This window comes from Thermus caldilimi (assembly GCF_004684245.1).
Lineage (GTDB): Bacteria > Deinococcota > Deinococci > Deinococcales > Thermaceae > Thermus > Thermus caldilimi.
This window is the reverse complement of the sequence record NZ_CP038452.1, coordinates 2103512-2121181: the sequence shown is the minus strand read 5'-3', so window position 1 is coordinate 2121181 and position 17670 is coordinate 2103512. Positions and strand designations below refer to the sequence as shown.

Below are 17670 nucleotides of genomic sequence, written 5' to 3'. Positions count from 1 at the left end.
AAGAAAAACCCCCGCGGCGATACCGGGGGGGCCCTTCCCGAAGGAAGGGGCCCCCTACCGGATAGCTCGCAGGAGCCTCATTGAGGCCCACTTTAGCCCAAGGCCCCTTTCCTTGTAAAGTGCTACCTGGATGAAGGACTACTACGCCATCCTGGGGGTGGGCCGGGAGGCCACCCAGGAGGAGATCAAGAAAGCCTACCGCCGCCTTGCCCTCCAGTACCACCCCGACCGCAACCCCGGGGACAAGGAGGCGGAGGAGCGCTTCAAGGAGATCAACGAGGCCTATGCCGTCCTCTCCGACCCTGAGAAACGGGCCCAGTACGACAGGGGGCTTTTAGGGGCACCGGAGCTCCGCACCGAGGACCTCTTTGACCTCTTCGCCCAGGTCTTTGGCTTCCGCACGGGGCGCACCGCCCCCAGGGGGGAGGACCTCGAGGCCCAGGTGGAGGTGGACCTGGAAGACCTCCTCAAGGGGAAGGAGGTGGAGGTGGCCTACGCCCGCCTCATTCCCTGCGAGGCCTGCGGCGGCCAAGGAGGGAAGCGTGTGGTCTGCCCCACCTGCGGGGGAAAAGGGGTGTTGGAAAGCTACCGCCAGGGTCTCTTCGGAGCCTTCGTCACCCGCTCCACCTGCCCCCACTGCAAGGGGCAGGGCCACCTCCTGGCGGAAACCTGCCCCGTCTGCCGGGGCCGGGGCCGGGTAGCGCGGGAGGAAAGAACCCGGGTCAGGATCCCCCCGGGCATGGACGAGAATCACCTCCTGCGGGTACCGGGCTACGGCAACCTGGGGCCCGGTGGGCCCGGGGACCTGTACGTGCGCTTGAAGGTTCGCCCCCACCCCCACCTGGAGCGGGAAGGAGCGGATCTGGTCTACCGGCTCAAGCTCGGCCTGGCCCAAGCGGCCTTGGGTGCTAGGGTGGAGATCCCGGGGCTCTCGGGTCCCATCCCCCTGGAGATCCCCCCGGGCACCGGACACGGGGAGGTCTTTGAGCTTCCCGGGGAAGGCCTTCCCTACCCGGGGGAGGCCAGGCGGGGAGCCCTTCGGGTGGTGGTGGAACTTTCCGTGCCCCAACACCTAAGCTCCAAGGCCAAGGAGCTCCTCAGGGCCTACGCCAAGGAGGTGGGGGAGGAAGTAGCTCCCGAAGGCTTCTTTGAAAGGTTACGGGGGTTCTTCCGCAAGTAGGTCCCTCGTGGTATAGTGAAGCATTCCGGGTCGCTATAGGGTGGCCCCTTGGGTCTAAAGCAACCCCTAAGGCCCCGGATACGAGCCCTTGGGGCTCGGAAGAGAAGGAGCGGTATGCAGAAGGGTCGGGTAAAGTGGTTCAATGCGGAGAAGGGCTACGGCTTCATTGAGCGCGAGGGCGACACGGACGTGTTCGTCCACTTCAGCGCCATCAACGCCAAGGGGTTCCGCACCCTGAACGAGGGCGACATCGTCACCTTTGACGTGGAGCCGGGCAAGAACGGCAAGGGCCCCCAGGCGGTGAACGTCACCGTGGTGGAGCCGGCCCGCAGGTAAAGGGCAACCCGGACCGCCGTGGGTCCCCCCCACGGCGGTTTCCTTTTGGGGAACCTATCACCTCTTTCTCAGACCCCAGCCGGTAGCATGGGAGGGATGCGGACCCTTAACCTGAGCCTACACCCGGTGCTCCCAGAGGATGCTCCCCTCCTGCACCAGCTCTTCCTGCGAAGCCCCGGGTACTTCGCCCTGATCGGTATGGAACCCCCGACCCTCGAGGACGTGGCCCGGGACCTGGCCACCCTGGAGAAGGACGAGCGCCGCCGGGCCTTCCTTCTCTTCCTGGAGGAGGAGGCGGTGGGCTACCTGGACTACAAGCTCCGCTACCCTGAGCCTGAGGACGCCACCCTAAGCCTCCTCCTCATCCGGGAAGACCGCCAGGGACAGGGCCTGGGGCGAAGGACCCTGGAACACCTCCTCCACCACCTGACGGGGGCCGAGCGGCTTTATGCGGTGGTCTACGGCAACAACGCCCGGGCCAAGGCCTTCTTCCAGGCCCAGGGTTTCCGTCACGTGAAGGACGGGGGCCCCACCCTGAGCTGGTACGTGCGGGAGCTATAACCTAGCGCCCCGCCCGGGCGAGAGCCCAGGCGGGGCGCACCCAAACCCTAAGCCCATTTTGGACCCAAGCCCCTAGCCCAAGCCGGCCAGCTTGCGGTTCTTCTCAATGTAAGACTTCCACTGCTCGGGAACATCCTCCTCGGGGAAGATGGCGTTCACCGGGCAGGCGGGTACGCAGGCCCCGCAGTCGATGCACTCCTCGGGGTGGATGTAGAACTGATCCCCCCCGTCGTAGATGCACTCCACGGGGCAGACCTCCACGCAGGACTGGTCCTTTACGCCGATGCAGGGTTCACAGATCACGTGCGGCATCCTTCACCTCCCGAGCTACCGCTCCCCCCTATTTTAGGGGAGAAAGCCCTTTGTCAACCGCGTGACGACTCCCCGCTCTTCAGAGCGGGGCTTCTCGGTTCTCATGGAACGGCCCTCGCCGTATCCATCCCCGAAGGCTCCGCCCGAGCCCTGGCCAGGATGTTCTGTGCGGCGGCCACGTCCCGATGCAGGGGAGTCCCACAGGCGGAACAGGTATACTCCCTGACCCACAGGGGCCTCTTCTCCCGGTGGCCGCACACCGGACAGTCCTGGCTCGTATACTTGGGGTCTACCCCCACGACCCGCCTACCAGCCTCTTCCGCTTTGTAGGCGAGGACAGAGAGGAACTGTGCCCAGCCCGCATCCAGCACCCCCTTGGCGGTGTGGCTTCGGGCCAGGCCGAGAACGTTCAGATCCTCGTGAACAATGGTGCCATATCGGTTGACCAGCCCCCTGGCCACCTTGTGGTGGAAGTCCTTGCGCTGGTTGGCGATCTTGCGGTGAAGCTTGGCCAGTTCCCTCTTCGCCTTCCTCCAGCGGGAGCTGCCCCTCTTTTTCCTGGAGAGCCCCCTTTGCTTACGGGCAAGCTTCGCCTGGGCCTTCTGGTAGTGCCTGGGCGCTTCCACCATTTCGCCCTCGGAGGTAACGAGGAAGTAAGGGTTGGTACCAAGGTCTATCCCGATGGCCGTGTGGTTTTCAGGAAGCGGTTGCGGCTCCACTTCGGAGACGAAGATTATGTACCAATGTTCCCCTTCCCGCTTGACCGTGGCGGTCTTGAGCCTCCCCTCCAGCGGGCGGTGAAGTTTCACCTTCACCGAGCCGATGCCGTGAATGAACACCCGCTTCCCGCCCTCCTGCACCTTGACCCCAGTACTCCCGGCCTGGGGGAAGGTAAAGCTGTCGTAGCGATTCCTCCCCTTGAAGCGGGGATAGCCGGGCTTCTGTCCCTGTTTTACCCGCCGGAAGAACCCCTGGAAGGCCCTGTCCACCCGCTGGATCACCTCCTGGAGAACCTGGGAGTGGATGCCTTTGTACTCCGGCAGGTCCCTGCGGATCACGGGAAGATGGCGCTTCTGCTCGTAGAAGCCCACCGCCTTGCCCACCTTGCGGTAGGCATCCCTGCGTTCCTGCAAGGCGGCGTTGTAGAGCTGGCGGCAAAGCTCCAGGGTGCGCTCCAGGTCCCGGGCCTGGGGCCTGGTGGGGTAGCTCAAAACTTGCACCTCCCGAATACCCTGCATGAACACCCCCTTCCCCCCGCAGGCGGAGGCCAAAGACCCAAAGCCCCCAGCTCGGCCATAAGGACCCGCAAGACCACCTCCGGCAGAAGCAGGCGCACCGCTGCCCACCCAGCCTCCCGCCAAGAAAGACCTCTCCCGTCTGGAGCTAGCCTCACCCAGTGGGCCAGCAGGTAAGCCAGGAAGGACAACACCAGAAACCGATGCACCCCCAAGGCCGTCCGCTGCCCAAAACGCCCCAGGGAAAACTCGCTCTTTACCGTGCGGAAGAAGTGCTCAATGGTAAACCGCCGCCGCCCCCACACCAGCACAGTCCGTGGCCCCGCAGGAAAGGTGGCCACCACGTACCGCCACTCCCACCCTCCCCCGGGTAAGGGATAGCGGTACCAGCTCACCCACACGGGAAAGGGAAGTCCCCGCAGGTGCACCCGGCTCCCCTGCCGTCTGAGTCCAAAGAGGGGAAGCCCCTCCCGCGTCTTTCGGTCCCGCCGCATCCCCACCACCGCTTCCAGACCCAACCCCCGCACCCCCACAAGAAACCGGGCGGTGCCGAAGGCAGCATCGGCCACCACCCGAAGGTGGAAGGACTTGCGCATCCAGGGGGGCAGGGAGGCCAGAAGACGCAGGGCAAGGAGGGAAAGGGCCTTCTCCCCCTTCCCCCGCCACACCCGGTAGGCCCAGGGGATGCGCAGCTCTCCCAGCACCAGATAGAGCACCACCAGGTGGAGCCCCCACTTGCCGTGGAAAAAGGAGAGGGGCAAGGCGGGGAAGAGGCCCCGCTTCTCCAGGGTGACCAGGTCCAGGACCACCAGGAGCCTGGGCTTGGGCCCCCGCCTGGGCCTGGCCCGGTGGAGGGTTTCCTGGGCCTTCTTGCGAGCCAGGCGGATGAGGGCGCGGGTGGGCCAGGGATAGCGGTTGAGGAAGCGGGAGAGGGCGGAAGGGGACTTGGTCTTGCTGTGCTGGGGCCTGGCCTTGCCGTGGCCGGTGAGAAGGAGGAGAAGAAGCGCTTTGAGGGACTCCCGGAGGTGGGGGGTTGGCAGGAGGGCCAGGAGGGTCCAGAGTAGAGCTTGGGCCGTCTGGTGCATGGCACCCTTCATCCGAAGGGAACCGGGCGGCCCTTTTCAAGTGGTCCCCTGGCGCATGGGTATGCGGGGGGTGGATAAGTGCAAGTTTTGAGGTAGAGGCGGTACTTGAAAGCCTTACGCATTCTCGGCGCCATCCCCGTAAGCTGTGCGTTCTTCAGGCACGTGTATATGCTAGCGCATCCGCAGCCCACTATGCTATGTCCGCCTCCGGCGGACGTGGGGGAGTCCATGTATCCCCGGTTTGAAAACCGGGGGATTATAGCCCCCCCACGCCCCTCTTTTCTCTAGGCCCCCAGGTGCCGGAAGAAGGCCTCCCGGGAGATGGCCCCCACCACCTCCTCCCCCTTGACCACCAGAACCAAGGGCTGCCGCAGGAAGAGGGGGGAAAGCTCGCTCACCGCCACCTCGGCCTCCACGCTGGGCACCTCCTCCAGGGGAAGGATGTGGTCGGAGAGGCCCAGCAGCCCCACCGGCCGCCCCTCGTGCACCAGCAGGGCCACCCCCCGGCCCTCGTAGGCCTCGAGGGCTTCCACCCGGGGCAGGGGCCTCGCCAGAAGGCGGGCCGGGATGGGCCAGAGGAGGCCGGCGGTGAGCAGGGTGGTGCAGGGCACCCGCACCGCCTTCTTGGCCACATAGAGGGCGAAGGTGAAGAAGAGGAGAAACCCCAGCCCCTCCAGGAGGCCGGTAAAGTTAAAGTTCTCCCACCCCAGCCTGCCCCCACCCCCGAGAAGGGAGTGCAGGAGGTAGGAGAAGAGAAGGCCCAGCACCAAGGCGGCCAGATAAGCGAAAAGCCCGGCCAGCCGGAGTTCCTTCACCGTGCGCATGGGCTTAGCTTACCAGTTCCTCCTCCCGGTCCACATCCACCCCCACCTCGGGATAGGGGGTGAGGAGGGCCCTGGCCTCCACCCCCAAAATCCTCTTCGCCCGCGCCTCCAGCTCGGGGAGGGAAAGCCGCCCCAGGAGAAGCTTAAAAAGGATATCCAGACCGATGAGCCGTGCCAGGGCCAAGGGGCTTTTCCTCAGGGCCACCACCTTTTTGGCCAGGGGCAGGGCCTGGTAGAAAAGCCCCTTGTCCAGAAGGACGAGGTTCCCCCCGGTGAACACCCCCTCCCGCAAGCGGGCGTAGGTGCGCCGGGTGTGGGGAAAGCGGGCCTCCACCGCCTCCTTGGGCACGATGGGGTAGACCAAGGCGGCCTCCGGGGCTTTCTCCAAGACGAAGCGCACCGCCTCCGGGGTGAGGTGGGGAAGGTCGGCGGTGGCCACCAGGACCCGTCCCTCCACCTGCTCTAAGGCTGCCTCCAGGTTCCCAAGCAGGCTTCCCCTGTCCGGCAAGGTCAAGCGAGGAGAGGGGTTTAGCCCCGGGTTCTTCCCCACGTAGACCACGGAAAGCCCCGCCTCCTTCAAGGCGGAAAGCACCCACTCCGCCAGGGGCCTTCCCCGGTAGGGCACCAGGGCCTTGCTCCGGACCCCGTACTTCCGTGCCCAAGCCTCCTCGCCGCCTCCCAGGACGATGGCTTCCACCCCCCCATGCTACCCTGAGGGCATGGCCAAATGGCTTGCTCCCCTGGGCCTCCTCCTCATCTGGGCCCTCACCCTTTTTGTCTATTCGCAGCTCCCGGAGAGGATCCCCGCCCATTGGAACGCTCAGGGGGAGGTGACCCGCTACGGAAGCCGGATGGAGGTCTTCCTCCTCCCCCTCGTGCTCACCCTCCTCTACCCCTTCCTGGCCCTGGCCCCGAGGCTAGACCCCAAGCTCCGAGGACAAGCCCCCAAGGTCTGGCCCTGGCTTCTGGCGGCGGTGGTCTGGACCTTCACCCTCCTGCAAGGGGCTTTCCTCTACGCCGCCTGGAGCCACGCCCAGGGCCGCCCCTTCCCCGTGGCGCGGGCCCTCCTGGGGGCGGTGGGCCTGGTCTTTCTCGTCCTGGGCCTCCTCCTTCCCCGCCTGCCCCCCAACCACCTGGCCGGGGTGCGCACCCCCTGGACCCTGGAAGACCCGGAGGTGTGGCAGAGGGTCCATCGCCAGGCGGGCTTGGCCTTCGCCCTCTTGGGCCTTCTGGCCTGGCTGGCGGCCCTTCTGGGGGGAGGCTGGCTTTGGGTTTGGTTGGCCGCCCTTCTGGCCGTGGGGGTGTACCTGGTCCTCTTCTCCTACCTGGCCCGGTGGAAAGGGGCCTAGGGGGGATGACCCCCCAGGGCCCCTACCCTGCCTTCGGCATCGCCACCCCCCGGCCCTAAAGGGGCCTGAGGGTAAGCCGCAGCACCTGATTGCCCGTGACGCGGATCTCCTGCACCAGGGTGCGGTAGCCGGGGGCCACCAGGGTGAGCTCGTGTTCGCCGAAGGGCGCCTCGAGGCGCAGGTAGCCCCCCTTGGCCACCCCCACCTCCTCCCCATCCAGGAAGACCCGGGCCTCCACGTTCAGGTAAAGCTCCAACACCGCCCGCACCGGCACGAGCTCCACGTAAAGCCTCACGGACTCCCCGGGGCGCACCTCCACCTGGGCCCGGTACTCCCCGTAGCCGGGGGCCAGGACCCGCACCTCATGGAGACCGGCCTCGAGGGTAACCCTTAAGGGAGTGCGGCCCCGGAAAGCGCCGTTCACGTAGGCCTCGGCTCCTGTGGGGCTGGACTCAAGAAGAAGGGTGCCGGTGCGAGAGATAGGGTTAAGGCGCACGTCCAGCCGGGTGGTCTCGCCCCTTCGCACCTGGACCGTGGCCTGGTAGGGCTCGTAGCCGGAAAGCCTAAGCTCCACCGCATACCGCCCCTCGGGCAGGCTTAAGGAAAGGGGCGTGCGGCCCCTGAGGGCTCCTTCCACGTACACCTCCGCCCCGGAAGGGCTGGAGGTAACGGCCAGGGTCCCCTGCCTGGGCTCCGACACCAGCTGGGCGAAGACCTGGACCCTTTCCCCAGGCCTGGGATTCACCGTGACCCGGTAGGGCTGGTAGCCGGAAAGCCTAAGCTCCACCTCGTGCCGGCCCGGGTTCACCTGGAGGCTAACGGGGGTGCGCCCGGAAAGCCGCCCATCCAGGTAGACCTCGGCGCCGGCAGGCCTCGAGTCCACCACCAGGGTGGCCGCAGCCGGGGTGGGAGGGGGAGCCGTGACCCGGCCCACAAAGTAGCGGGCCACGTCTGTGACCCAGTCCTTGTCGGGGATGGGCTCAATCACGATGGAAAGCGCCCGGGCTAAGCCCTCCGCCCCCTGGACCCGCACCTGGTTGCGCTCCACATCCAGGATCTCCCCCAGGGAAAGGGGGCGCTTGCTCGCCACCGCCAGGATGCGGTCCTCACCCTCGGGACCCGTCACCGTGTAGCGGTAGCGGGCCCCTTCCGGGGGAAAGCGCCGGGTTTCCCCGGCCCGGAGGAAGTTACCCCGTTCGAAGGCGTTGGGCAGGATGGGGTCGATCTTGCCGTCGGCGTTGATGTTGAAAAGGTAGACGTAGGCATCCTGGTTCACGTTCACGTAGATGAAGATGGGCTCACCGATCTGATAAACCGCCCCTCCCCGTTTCCCGGGGTCCTTGTCCACCCAGACCTTGACCTGCAGGTCGGTGGGCACGGGATTCACGATGATCCCCTGGGGGCTTATCTGCTGGGCTAAAACCGCCCCCAAACCCAGGATGGCCAAAAGGAGTTTCCGCATGCTCCTCACCTCCGCCCTCAGGCTAAAGCTTCCCTGTGAAAAGCCTGAGGGAAAAGGGACAAGGCCCCTTAAGACTCGGCGTAGGCCCCAAGGGTGCGGAAGCGGCGGTAGCGGTCCTGGTAGAGCGCCTCTGGGGAAAGCCCTTTGAGCTCCTCGAGGGTCTTGAGAAGGGCTTCCTTGATGTTCTGGATGGCCCTAAGGGGGTCCTTGTGGGCCCCGCCCTCGGGCTCGGGGATGATGGCGTCCACCACCTTCTGGGCCAGGAGGTCCCTTGCGGTGAGCTTCAAGGCCTCCGCGGCCTTGGGGGCCTCCTTGGCATCCCGCCAGAGGATGGCGGCGCAGGACTCGGGGCTGATCACCGAGTACCAGGCGTTTTCCATGATGAGGACCCGGTTGGCCACCCCGATGGCCAGGGCCCCCCCGCTGCCCCCCTCCCCCAGGATGAGGGCGATGGCGGGCACCTTAAGGCGGCTCATGCGCTGGAGGCTCTGGGCGATGACCCAGGCCTGGCCCCGCTCCTCCGCGGAAACTCCCGGGTAGGCCCCCGGCGTGTCGATGAAGGAGAGGAAAGGATAACCGAACCGGTCCGCCAGGTCCATGAGGCGCATGGCCTTGCGGTAGCCCTCGGGGTGAGGCATGCCGAAGTTGCGGTAGAGGTTTTCCTTGGTGTCCCGCCCCTTCTGGTGGCCCACCACCACCACCTTCTGCCCCTCCAAATAGGCGAGCCCCCCCACGATGGCGGGATCGTCGGCGAAGGCCCGGTCCCCGTGGAGCTCTAAAAAGTCCTGGAAGGCCTTCTCCAGGACGTCTAAGGTGGTGGGCCGTCCAGGGGCGCGGGCCAGTTGTACCCTCTGCCAGGCGGTGAGGTTGCCGTAGATCTCCTGCTTGAGCCGGGCCAGGCGCTCCTCCAGGAGGCGGATCTCCGCCTCGAGGTCCACCCCCGTGGACCGGGCGGTCTCCTTGAGCTCGGCGATGCGCCTTTCCAGCTCCAGAATGGGCTTCTCAAACTCCAGCGCCATAGGGTACCCCAGGGTGCAGGTGGCGGAGAACCCGGACCAGCTCGGCCTTGAGCCGCCTGCGGTCCGTGACCCGGTCCACCATGCCGTGCTTCAGCAAAAACTCTGCGCGCTGGAAGCCCTCGGGAAGCTCCTGGCGGATGGTCTGGCGGATGACCCGGGGCCCGGCAAAGCCGATGAGGGCCCCCGGCTCGGCGAAGATCACGTCGGCCAAGGCGGCGAAGCTGGCGGTAACCCCCCCGGTGGTGGGGTCGGTGAGGATGGAAACGTAGGGAAGGCGCTTTGCCCAAAGGCGGTCCAGGCTCATCACCGTCTTGGCCATCTGCATGAGGGAAAGGGCCGCCTCCTGCATCCTGGCCCCGCCCGAGGCGGCCACGATCACCAAGGCCCTTCCCTCCTCCGCCGCCCGCTCCGCCCCCCGGGCGATCTCCTCCCCCACCACGCTCCCCATGGACCCGCCGGCGAAGGCGTAGTCCATGACCAGCAGGACCGCCGGCACCCCGCCGATGGCGCAGGTACCCCCCAGGATGGCGTCCTGGCGGCCGGTTTCCTCCTGGTAGGCCTTGAGCCTTTCCGCATAGGGCTTGGTGTCCACGAAGCCTAAGGGGTCCAGGGGTTTAAGCCCCGTGGTCTCCTGGAAGGTGCCGGCATCGGCCAGCATCGCCACCCGCTCGGAAGTGGGCATGCGGTGGTGGTGGCCGCACTTGGGGCAGACGTAGAGGTTTTCCCGGAACTCCTTCTTGTAGAGCTGGGCCCCGCAGGCCTCGCATTTGGTCCAGAGCTCGGGGACGTCCCGGTTTCCCCCGCTGGGCCTTTTTCTTCGGAAAAGCCGCTCTAGGGCCACGCTACACCTCCTTGGGAGCCTCGAGGGCCTTGGTCTCCCCCGCCAGGCTCTGGCCGATGAAGACCGCCCCCGCCTCCACGTCCAGGGCCTGGGCCCGCACGGTGCCGGTGAAGCGGGCCGTCTTGGAAAGGCCCACCTTCTCCGCCACCAGGTCGGCCTTCACCTCCCCGTGGATCTGGACGCTTTGGGCCTCCACCCTTTCTCCCTCCACCCGGCCGGTGCGGCCCACCTCCAGCTCCCCTTCCACGTAAACCGAGCCCTTCACCAGGCCATCGATGCGCACCTGGCCCTTGGCCTTCAGGTCCCCCAGGACCTCGGTGTCCGGCCCCAGATAGGTGAGGGTTCCCCCCTGCTTGCGGCCAAACATCCGCCCCATTTTACCGGGAGGCCCAGGAAGGGGAAAGGTAGGGCCTGGGGTCCACGTGAATGCCTTGGCGATAGACGCTGTAGTGCAGGTGCGGCCCCGTGGAGCGGCCCGTGGAACCCACGTAGCCCAGGACCTGCCCCCGCTCCACCCGCTCCCCCGGGCGCACCGCCAGCCGGGAGAGGTGGCCGTAGAGGGTCTGGTAGCCTTCCGCGTGGTCCAGGAGGACCGCCAGGCCGTAGGCCCCCATCCACCCCGTCCGGGCCACCACCCCGCTTCCCGTGGCGTAGACGGGGGCCCCGTAGGGGGCGGCGAAGTCCAGGCCGTCGTGGAACTCGTACCCCAGGCCGAAGGGGTTTTTCCGCATGCCGAAGAAGGAGGTGATCCCCTCGTACCCCCTTAGGGGCAGGCCCCGGGGGAGGCTTTGCTCCACCTCCAGGGTCCGCTCCAGGGCGGGGGCCACCTCCTTAAGCTGGTGCTGCAGGTCCAGAACCCCCGCCCGCACCTCCCCCCAGAGGGCCAGGGCCTCCTCTGGGGAGGAAGCCCCTCCCTTCCCGCCCTCCTGGTAGCGCACAGGAAGGGCATTTAGGGGAGAAAGCCCCGCCCGGCGGCGGAGCTCTTCGATGGCCTTTTTGAGGGCCTCCAGCTCCTTTTGGGTGCGCCTGGCCTCCTCGGTGAGGGTGCCGTTTTTGGCCCTCTCCGCCTCCAGGGCCAGGGAAAGCCTCCGGGCCTCTTGGGAAAGGGCCTGGAGGCGGGCCTCGAGGGCCCGGGCCTCCCGGCTCTTTTGCCAAAAGTAGAGGTTGGCCCCGGTCCACAAGCCCAGGAGGGCGAGGAGGAGGAGAAGGGCCCACCCCGGCAGGGAAAGGGCGCGGCTCCCCCCGCCGCTTCGGGCCAGGAGGAGGGTGTAGCGCACGGGCCGCCGCTTCATCCTGAGGAGTATACCAGGGGGGCCTTCAGACCACGTCCAGGATCAGGGGCAGGGGCCTGGCCTCCGCCCCCAGGCGGAAGGCGGCGCGCAGGTGGTCCAACGCCTCCTGCAAGCCCCGGCTTCGGTGGTAGACCAGGGCCAGGGGCTCGCCCCTGGCCACCCGGTCCCCGGGCCGCTTCAGGAGGTAGACCCCCACCCCGTGGTCGATGGCCTCCCCCTTCTTCCTCCGCCCGCCCCCCAGGGCCAAGACGGCCAGGCCCACCCGGTAGGCGTCCACCTCCACCACCACGCCCTCGTCCTCTGCCAGGAAGGGGTGTTCCTCCGCCAGGGGCAAAAGGGAAAGGTCCTCCACCACCCGCCCGTCCCCCCCCTGGGCCTCGAGGAACGCCCGGAACCGCTCCAACGCCCTCCCGCTCTCCAGGGCCTCCCGGGCCAGGCCCGGGTCCAAGCCTTCCAGCCTAAGGGCCTCCTCCGCAAGGCGCAGGGCCACCTCCAGGAGGTCTTGCGGCCCCTTCCCCTTAAGGGTCTCTATGGCCTCCCGGACCTCTATGGCGTTCCCCACCGCCCGGCCCAAGGGGGCCTCCATGCTGGTGAGCACCGCCCGGACCCGCCTGTCCGCCCCCCGGCCGATCTCCACCATGGTCTTGGCCAGGAGGCGGGCTTCTTCCAGGGTCTTCATGAAGGCCCCCCGGCCCACCTTCACGTCCAAGACGATGCTCCTCGCCCCAGCGGCCAGCTTTTTGCTCATGATGGAGCTGGCGATGAGGGGGATGCTCTCCACCGTGGCGGTCACGTCCCTGAGGGCGTAGAGCTTCCCGTCTAGGGGGGCCAAGTCGGGGCTTTGGGCGGCGATGACCAGGCCCACCCGCCGGGCGCGCGCCAAAAACTCCGCCTCGGTCATCTCCCCCCGCCAGCCCGGCACCGACTCCAGCTTGTCGATGGTGCCGCCGGTGTGGGCCAGGCCCCGGCCCGACATCTTGGCCACCGTGCACCCGCTGGCCGCCAGGATGGGCCCCACCACCAGGCTCACCTTGTCCCCCACCCCTCCCGAGGAGTGCTTGTCCACGGGGTGGGGCAGGCCCGAGAGGTCCAGCACCTTCCCGGAGTAGGCCAGGGTCTCCGTGAGCCAGAGGGTTTCCTCCGGGTCCAGGCCCCGCAAAAAGGCCGCCATGAGCCAGGCCGCCACCTGGTAGTCCGGCACCTCCTCCCGCAGGTAGCCCAGGAGGAAGGCCTCGAGGTCCTCCCGGCGATGCTTTCCCCCTTCGCGCTTTTCCCGGATGAAGAAAACGGGGTTCATGGGCCCATGCTACGCTAAGGCCATGGCCCAGCGGTACCGCTTTGGCATCGAGGAGTTCGAGCGCCTCTTCCAAGGGGTCGCGGGGGTGGAGCTTCTGGATGGGGAGGTGTACCAGATGAGCCCTATTGGTCCTAGGCACGCCGAGGTGGTAGCCCGTTTGGTGACCCGGTTCGCCCAGGCCCTGGGGGATCAAGCCCGCGTCTGGCCGCAAAATCCCGTGCGCCTGCCCCCGGGCTCCGAGCCCCAGCCCGATATCGCCCTTCTCAAGCCCAAGGACTACTGGGAAAGCCTTCCCACCCCTGAGGACGTCCTCCTCCTGGTGGAGGTGGCCGATGCCAGCCTGGAGTACGACCGGGAGGTGAAGCTCCCCCTCTACGCCCAAGCGGGCATCCCCGAGGTGTGGCTTCTGGACCTCCAGGGAAATCGCCTCCATATCTTCCGCGCCCCCAAAGAGGGCCTCTACACGGAACACCGGGTGCTCCTCCCCGGGGAGGAGGCGGAGCCCCTTCACTTCCCCGGGGTGCGGGTGGCCTGGCCCTAGCGGCTACGCCTTCCCCGCGGAGCCGAAGAGCTCCATGCGGCTTTTCACCACCTCCTTCACCGCCTCCCGGGCCGGGCCCAGTACTTCCTGGGGTCAAACTCCTTGGGGTTCTTCTGGAGGCCCTCCCGGATGAGGACGGTGAAGGTCAGGCGTAGGTCGGTGTCGGTGTTGATCTTGGCGATGCCCATGGCGATGGCCTTCCTTATGTCCTCGGGGTGGATGCCCGCTGCCTCCCCGATCTCCCCCCCGGCGGCGCGGAAGCGCTCGATGAGCTCAGGGGGCACGGAGCTTGCCCCGTGCAGGACCAGGGGGGCCTCCACCAGCCCGGCAATCCGCTCCAGGCGGGGGAAGTCGATGAAGGGCCGCCCCTTCCCCTTGTAGGCCCCGTGGCTGGTGCCGATGGCCACCGCCAGGTAGTGTGCCCCGGTGCGCTCCATGAAGAGGCGGGCCTCCTCGGGGTTGGTGAGGAGGGCGTCCTTCTCATCCACGGCCACGTGCTCCTCGATGCCGGCCAGACGGCCAAGCTCCGCCGCCACCGTGACCCCCACCGCCTGGGCCGCCTCCACCACCCGCCGGGTCTCCCGAACGTTGGTCTCAAGGTCCTCGTGGGACTTGTCGATCATGACGCTGGTGAAGCCCTCCCGGAGGGCCTTTAGCACGCTCTCGTAGCCCGAGCCATGGTCCAGGTGGACCGCCACGGACACCCGGGCCTCCTGGGCCAGGGCCACCACCATGCGGGTCAGGGCCCGGCCCCCGTACTTCATGGCCCCCTCGGAGAGGGCCAGGATCACCGGGCTCCTCACCTGGTCAACTCTAGCCACCACTACCCACCCCCACACGTAGGTGGGCATCCGCAGCAGCCGACCCCCCACCAGGATGAGGGTCTGAGCCTCCCTTCCACCCCTCCCACGATCCCAACAGGATGGGCTTGAGAGGGGAGAGATCCCTCGGTACCTTCTGCCCAAGGAGGGGAAGGAAAAGGCCTACCCTCAGGGCTCGCCAGGCGTGGATGCCCTGGGGGTTCCTTCCCGCGGTAGCCCCCACAGGGCCGCCTGGCCCACCCTGAAGGCTTGGAAGGGTGGTGAGAGCTCTCTTCATCTGGGCAAGCTCCCGCCCGAGCCTGCGCTTGAGGTAGGGGTTCTTCTCCTCACGGTACCGCTCCTTGAGCTGGGCTATCCGCCCCTCGTAGAAGCGGCGGGTGCGGTCGTGAAAGGAGGGGTCCTGGAGGAGGGCTTTCAGGGGTTTGGGGATCTCCTCCTTGAACCCCAAGGCCCTCCGGCCAATCACGTAGGCCGCGGCCACGTCCTTGGACAAGGACAGGAGGGGGGCATACTTCAGCATCCCAATGGTGGAGGTGTCCTGGGGGTTCACCTCCAGGCTCTGGATGCCCCGCTTCCGGGCCAAGGCGTGCACCTTCCCCAGGAGGGAGCGGTAGGCGAAGCGGTGGGCTTGGCGGCGGAATCTTCTGCCGGAGCCGTCCCCTCTTCTCCCTTTGGGGAGATGCTTCAGCCGTTCCGTGGCGATCGCTACCCCCTCCTCCTGGGCCAGGGAGACGATTTGGTGGGCCATCCGCCAGAGGAAGATCTCCTTGGCCCCCCGGTTGGGGGCTTGGTCTACTCCCTCCAGGGACAGGGTGAGGTGCCTTCTCAGGCTCCCGTCCGGGTTCACCACCGCCAGGGCCAGCCCGTAGGGGTCGGCGTTGACGTCCAGGGCCAGGACGCCCCCCTCAGGGGTGAGGGAGAGGGGGGGAAGCTCCTCCTCCCAGGAGAAGAGGGCGTAGACCTTCCCCTCCCGCAAGGAAAGCTCCACGTTGTAGGACTGCTCCGCATACACCCGGGACAGAAGCTCTTGGAGCCTAGGGTGGGAGGTCTTCACCAGGGCCCAGGCGTAGCGGTCTCCCAGGTTGACCCGGAGCCAAAGGCTTCCCTCCCGCACCACGAGGCGGAGGTTGAGGTTGCCGCCCTTGCTCCGGTCCCCACGGGCGTAGAGGGTGCCCTTGCGCCTTTCCCTCCACTCCGCCTTCTTCCGCTCATAGAGCGGGAGGTTGCTCCGCTTGAGGCGGGCCAGGTCTGTAAAGAGCCTCCTCCCCCCGAAGACCACCTTGCGGGGGTTCTCCCCCAGCTCCCTTTGGGCGGTGAGGAGGGCCTGGGCCTTCAGGAGGGCGTCGTCGGCGTAGCGGGTGTTGAGGTGGAAGAGGGTGCACAGGGGGCCATCTTCCCGCTTGAGCTCCTTGCGGTCCTCACCTTCAAGGAGCCTCTTGTACCCGTAGCGCACCGCCGAGGAGAAGCGGCGCATGAGGTCGAGGGTGGCCACGTAGTCCCCGTGGTCGGGGAAGACGAGAAGGGCCTCCAGGCCGGTGTAGACGTCCTTAGAGAAAAGAGGGGGCGTGGGGGAGCTATAATCCCCCGGTTTTCAAACCGGGGATACATGGACTCCCCCACGTCCGCCGGAGGCGGACATAGCATAATTGCGGATGTGCTATCATATACACGTGCCTGAAGAACGCACCACACGCCATTCGCATTACAATCTGAACTACCATCTGGTGTTCACCCCCAAGTATCGCAGGCAGGTCTTCTTTGGCGAGGTGCGCGAAAGGCTGATGCAGGTATTGCGGGAAATCTGCGCCGAGCGGGACTGGATAGTGCTGGGAATGGAGATCATGCCCGACCACGTCCACATCTTCGTGTCCGCACCGCCCAAGTGGTCGCCCTCGGACGTGGCGAAGATTCTGAAAGGCGTATCGGCTCGGCGCATCCTGAAGGAGTTTCCGAAGCTGCGACGGGGCGAGGGCGGCGGTCATTTGTGGACGCCTTCCTTTTACGTGGGCAGCGCCGGGAACATCTCGGCTACGGTGATAGAGCGCTACATCGAGTCCCAGCGCAAACACCAGGGCGACGATGCTTAAAGCCTTCAAGTACCGCCTCTACCCCACCAGGCCCCAGGCCCGGGACCTGGAGCGCACCCTGGAGCTCTGCCGCCAGCTCTACAACGCCGCCTTGCAGGAACGTAGGGATGCCTACCGCAAGGCGGGCAAGGCGGTGGGCTTCTACGAGCAGAAGCGCCATCTTCCCGTGATCCGCAGGGACCTGCCGGAGTACAAAGGCATCCACTCCCAGGTTCTCCAGGAGGTGATCCAGCGGGTGGACAGGGCCTTCCAGGGGTTCTTCCGGCGGGTAAAACAGGGACAGAAGCCCGGCTATCTCAAAACTTGCACCTCCCGAATACCCTGCATGAACACCCCCTTCCCCCCGCAGGCGGGGGCCAAAGACCCAAAGCTCCCAGCTCGGCCATGAGGACCCGCAAGACCACCTCCGGCAGCAGCAGGCGCGCCGCTGCCCACCCAGCCTCCCGCCAAGAAAGACCTCTCCCGTCTGGAGCTAGCCTCACCCAGTGGGCCAGCAGGTAAGCCAGGAAGGACAGCACCAGAAACCGATGCACCCCCAAGGCCGTCCGCTGCCCAAAACGCCCCAGGGAAAACTCGCTCTTTACCGTGCGGAAGAAGTGCTCAATGGTAAACCGCCGCCGCCCCCACACCAGCACAGTCCGTGGCCCCGCAGGAAAGGTGGCCACCACGTACCGCCACTCCCACCCTCCCCCGGGTAAGGGATAGCGGTACCAGCTCACCCACACGGGAAAGGGAAGTCCCCGCAGATGCACCCGACTCCCCTGCCGTCTGAGCCCAAAGAGGGGAAGCCCCTCCCGCGTCTTTCGGTCCCGCCGCATCCCCACCACCGCTTCCAGACCCAACCCCCGCACCCCCACAAGAAACCGGGCGGTGCCGAAGGCAGCATCGGCCACCACCCGAAGGTGGAAGGACTTGCGCATCCAGGGGGGCAGGGAGGCCAGAAGACGCAGGGCAAGGAGGGAAAGGGCCTTCTCCCCCTTCCCCCGCCACACCCGGTAGGCCCAGGGGATGCGCAGCTCTCCCAGCACCAGATAGAGCACCACCAGGTGGAGCCCCCACTTGCCGTGGAAAAAGGAGAGGGGCAAGGCGGGGAAGAGGCCCCGCTTCTCCAGGGTGACCAGGTCCAGGACCACCAGGAGCCTGGGCTTGGGCCCCCGCCTGGGCCTGGCCCGGTGGAGGGTTTCCTGGGCCTTCTTGCGAGCCAGGCGGATGAGGGCGCGGGTGGGCCAGGGATAGCGGTTGAGGAAGCGGGAGAGGGCGGAAGGGGACTTGGTCTTGCTGTGCTGGGGCCTGGCCTTGCCGTGGCCGGTGAGAAGGAGGAGAAGAAGCGCTTTGAGGGATTCGCGGAGGTGGGGGGTTGGCAGGAGGGCCAGGAGGGTCCAGAGTAGAGAATGGGCCGTTTGGGTCATGGCACCCTTCATCCGAAGG

Annotated in this window: 20 protein-coding genes and 1 pseudogene; 7 read left to right on the top strand and 14 right to left on the bottom strand. The window is 66.9% G+C overall.

The genetic code is table 11. The features are described 5' to 3' along the window. Window positions 1–130: 130 nt before the first annotated feature. From EBI04_RS11220 to EBI04_RS11210, 3 genes are all read left to right on the top strand, one after another. Window positions 131–1180, top strand: coding sequence for a DnaJ C-terminal domain-containing protein (locus EBI04_RS11220; protein ID WP_135257522.1), 1050 nt, complete (start codon window positions 131–133; stop codon window positions 1178–1180). A gap of 114 nt (window positions 1181–1294) precedes the next feature. Continuing rightward, on the top strand, window positions 1295–1516 hold the full coding sequence (locus EBI04_RS11215; protein WP_014516375.1) for a cold-shock protein: 222 nt from the start codon (window positions 1295–1297) through the stop codon (window positions 1514–1516). An 87-nt stretch (window positions 1517–1603) separates the two neighbouring features. Then, window positions 1604–2077: a GNAT family N-acetyltransferase gene (locus tag EBI04_RS11210; protein WP_135257521.1), complete on the top strand. Its 474-nt coding sequence runs from the start codon at window positions 1604–1606 to the stop codon at window positions 2075–2077. A gap of 72 nt (window positions 2078–2149) precedes the next feature. Here the strand turns inward: EBI04_RS11210 and EBI04_RS11205 are convergent, their stop codons facing one another. The 5 genes from EBI04_RS11205 to EBI04_RS11185 form a co-directional block, all read right to left on the bottom strand. Beyond that, a complete protein-coding gene (locus tag EBI04_RS11205) occupies window positions 2150–2389 on the bottom strand; it encodes a ferredoxin (protein WP_015716251.1) in 240 nt (79 codons plus the stop codon). A gap of 101 nt (window positions 2390–2490) precedes the next feature. Then, window positions 2491–3600 carry an RNA-guided endonuclease InsQ/TnpB family protein gene (locus EBI04_RS11200; protein WP_240695304.1) on the bottom strand — a complete coding sequence of 370 codons (1110 nt, stop codon included), beginning with the start codon at window positions 3598–3600 and terminating at the stop codon, window positions 2491–2493. Then, window positions 3597–4709, bottom strand: a complete 1113-nt coding sequence (locus EBI04_RS11195) for a transposase (protein ID WP_135257947.1) — start codon at window positions 4707–4709, stop codon at window positions 3597–3599. The genes EBI04_RS11200 and EBI04_RS11195 overlap by 4 nt, the downstream gene beginning before the upstream one ends. A gap of 284 nt (window positions 4710–4993) precedes the next feature. Beyond that, entirely contained in the window at window positions 4994–5533 is a 540-nt protein-coding gene (locus EBI04_RS11190) for a CBS domain-containing protein (protein ID WP_135257519.1), read from the bottom strand. A 4-nt stretch (window positions 5534–5537) separates the two neighbouring features. Then, a complete protein-coding gene (locus EBI04_RS11185) occupies window positions 5538–6230 on the bottom strand; it encodes an NTP transferase domain-containing protein (RefSeq protein ID WP_135257518.1) in 693 nt (230 codons plus the stop codon). Between the two features lie 22 nt (window positions 6231–6252). On the opposite strand from EBI04_RS11185, the gene EBI04_RS11180 reads away from it, so the two are divergent. Continuing rightward, complete coding sequence (locus tag EBI04_RS11180; RefSeq protein WP_135257517.1) at window positions 6253–6882, top strand: DUF1648 domain-containing protein; 630 nt, start codon at window positions 6253–6255, stop codon at window positions 6880–6882. Between the two features lie 55 nt (window positions 6883–6937). Here EBI04_RS11180 and EBI04_RS11175 read toward each other — a convergent pair whose 3' ends face one another. From EBI04_RS11175 to EBI04_RS11150, 6 genes are all read right to left on the bottom strand, one after another. Next, window positions 6938–8344, bottom strand: a complete 1407-nt coding sequence (locus EBI04_RS11175; RefSeq protein WP_135257516.1) for a PEGA domain-containing protein — start codon at window positions 8342–8344, stop codon at window positions 6938–6940. A 68-nt stretch (window positions 8345–8412) separates the two neighbouring features. Then, window positions 8413–9363, bottom strand: coding sequence for an acetyl-CoA carboxylase carboxyltransferase subunit alpha (locus tag EBI04_RS11170; RefSeq protein ID WP_135257515.1), 951 nt, complete (start codon window positions 9361–9363; stop codon window positions 8413–8415). Beyond that, entirely contained in the window at window positions 9347–10204 is an 858-nt protein-coding gene (accD, locus tag EBI04_RS11165) for an acetyl-CoA carboxylase, carboxyltransferase subunit beta (protein WP_135257514.1), read from the bottom strand. Before accD ends, EBI04_RS11170 begins: the two co-directional genes overlap by 17 nt. A gap of 1 nt (window position 10205) precedes the next feature. Then, the gene (locus tag EBI04_RS11160) at window positions 10206–10571 is read right to left on the bottom strand and encodes a bactofilin family protein (protein WP_167481946.1); all 366 of its coding nucleotides are present in this window, start codon (window positions 10569–10571) and stop codon (window positions 10206–10208) included. A 10-nt stretch (window positions 10572–10581) separates the two neighbouring features. After that, on the bottom strand, window positions 10582–11496 hold the full coding sequence (locus tag EBI04_RS11155) for a M23 family metallopeptidase (protein WP_135257512.1): 915 nt from the start codon (window positions 11494–11496) through the stop codon (window positions 10582–10584). Window positions 11497–11521: 25 nt separating this feature from the next. Then, complete coding sequence (locus EBI04_RS11150) at window positions 11522–12793, bottom strand: thymidine phosphorylase (RefSeq protein ID WP_135257511.1); 1272 nt, start codon at window positions 12791–12793, stop codon at window positions 11522–11524. 22 nt (window positions 12794–12815) lie between these two features. Here EBI04_RS11150 and EBI04_RS11145 point away from each other — a divergent pair, with 22 nt between their 5' ends. Next, window positions 12816–13334, top strand: a complete 519-nt coding sequence (locus EBI04_RS11145) for a Uma2 family endonuclease (protein ID WP_135257510.1) — start codon at window positions 12816–12818, stop codon at window positions 13332–13334. A 3-nt stretch (window positions 13335–13337) separates the two neighbouring features. Here the strand turns inward: EBI04_RS11145 and EBI04_RS11140 are convergent. Together EBI04_RS11140 and EBI04_RS11135 are read right to left on the bottom strand one after the other, a co-directional pair. Then, window positions 13338–14137, bottom strand: a pseudogene (locus EBI04_RS11140) (class II fructose-bisphosphate aldolase); the annotation flags it as partial. A 10-nt stretch (window positions 14138–14147) separates the two neighbouring features. Then, window positions 14148–15647 carry an SSO2105 N-terminal domain-containing protein gene (locus tag EBI04_RS11135; RefSeq protein ID WP_373277607.1) on the bottom strand — a complete coding sequence of 500 codons (1500 nt, stop codon included), beginning with the start codon at window positions 15645–15647 and terminating at the stop codon, window positions 14148–14150. Between the two features lie 178 nt (window positions 15648–15825). On the opposite strand from EBI04_RS11135, the gene tnpA reads away from it, so the two are divergent. Together tnpA and EBI04_RS11125 are read left to right on the top strand one after the other, a co-directional pair. Next, window positions 15826–16242: an IS200/IS605 family transposase gene (gene tnpA, locus EBI04_RS11130; protein ID WP_135257508.1), complete on the top strand. Its 417-nt coding sequence runs from the start codon at window positions 15826–15828 to the stop codon at window positions 16240–16242. Continuing rightward, window positions 16235–16630, top strand: coding sequence for an RNA-guided endonuclease InsQ/TnpB family protein (locus EBI04_RS11125; RefSeq protein ID WP_240695302.1), 396 nt, complete (start codon window positions 16235–16237; stop codon window positions 16628–16630). Before tnpA ends, EBI04_RS11125 begins: the two co-directional genes overlap by 8 nt. Here EBI04_RS11125 and EBI04_RS11120 read toward each other — a convergent pair. Beyond that, the gene (locus tag EBI04_RS11120) at window positions 16539–17663 is read right to left on the bottom strand and encodes a transposase (protein WP_444545749.1); all 1125 of its coding nucleotides are present in this window, start codon (window positions 17661–17663) and stop codon (window positions 16539–16541) included. The genes EBI04_RS11125 and EBI04_RS11120 overlap by 92 nt on opposite strands. Window positions 17664–17670: the final 7 nt, after the last annotated feature.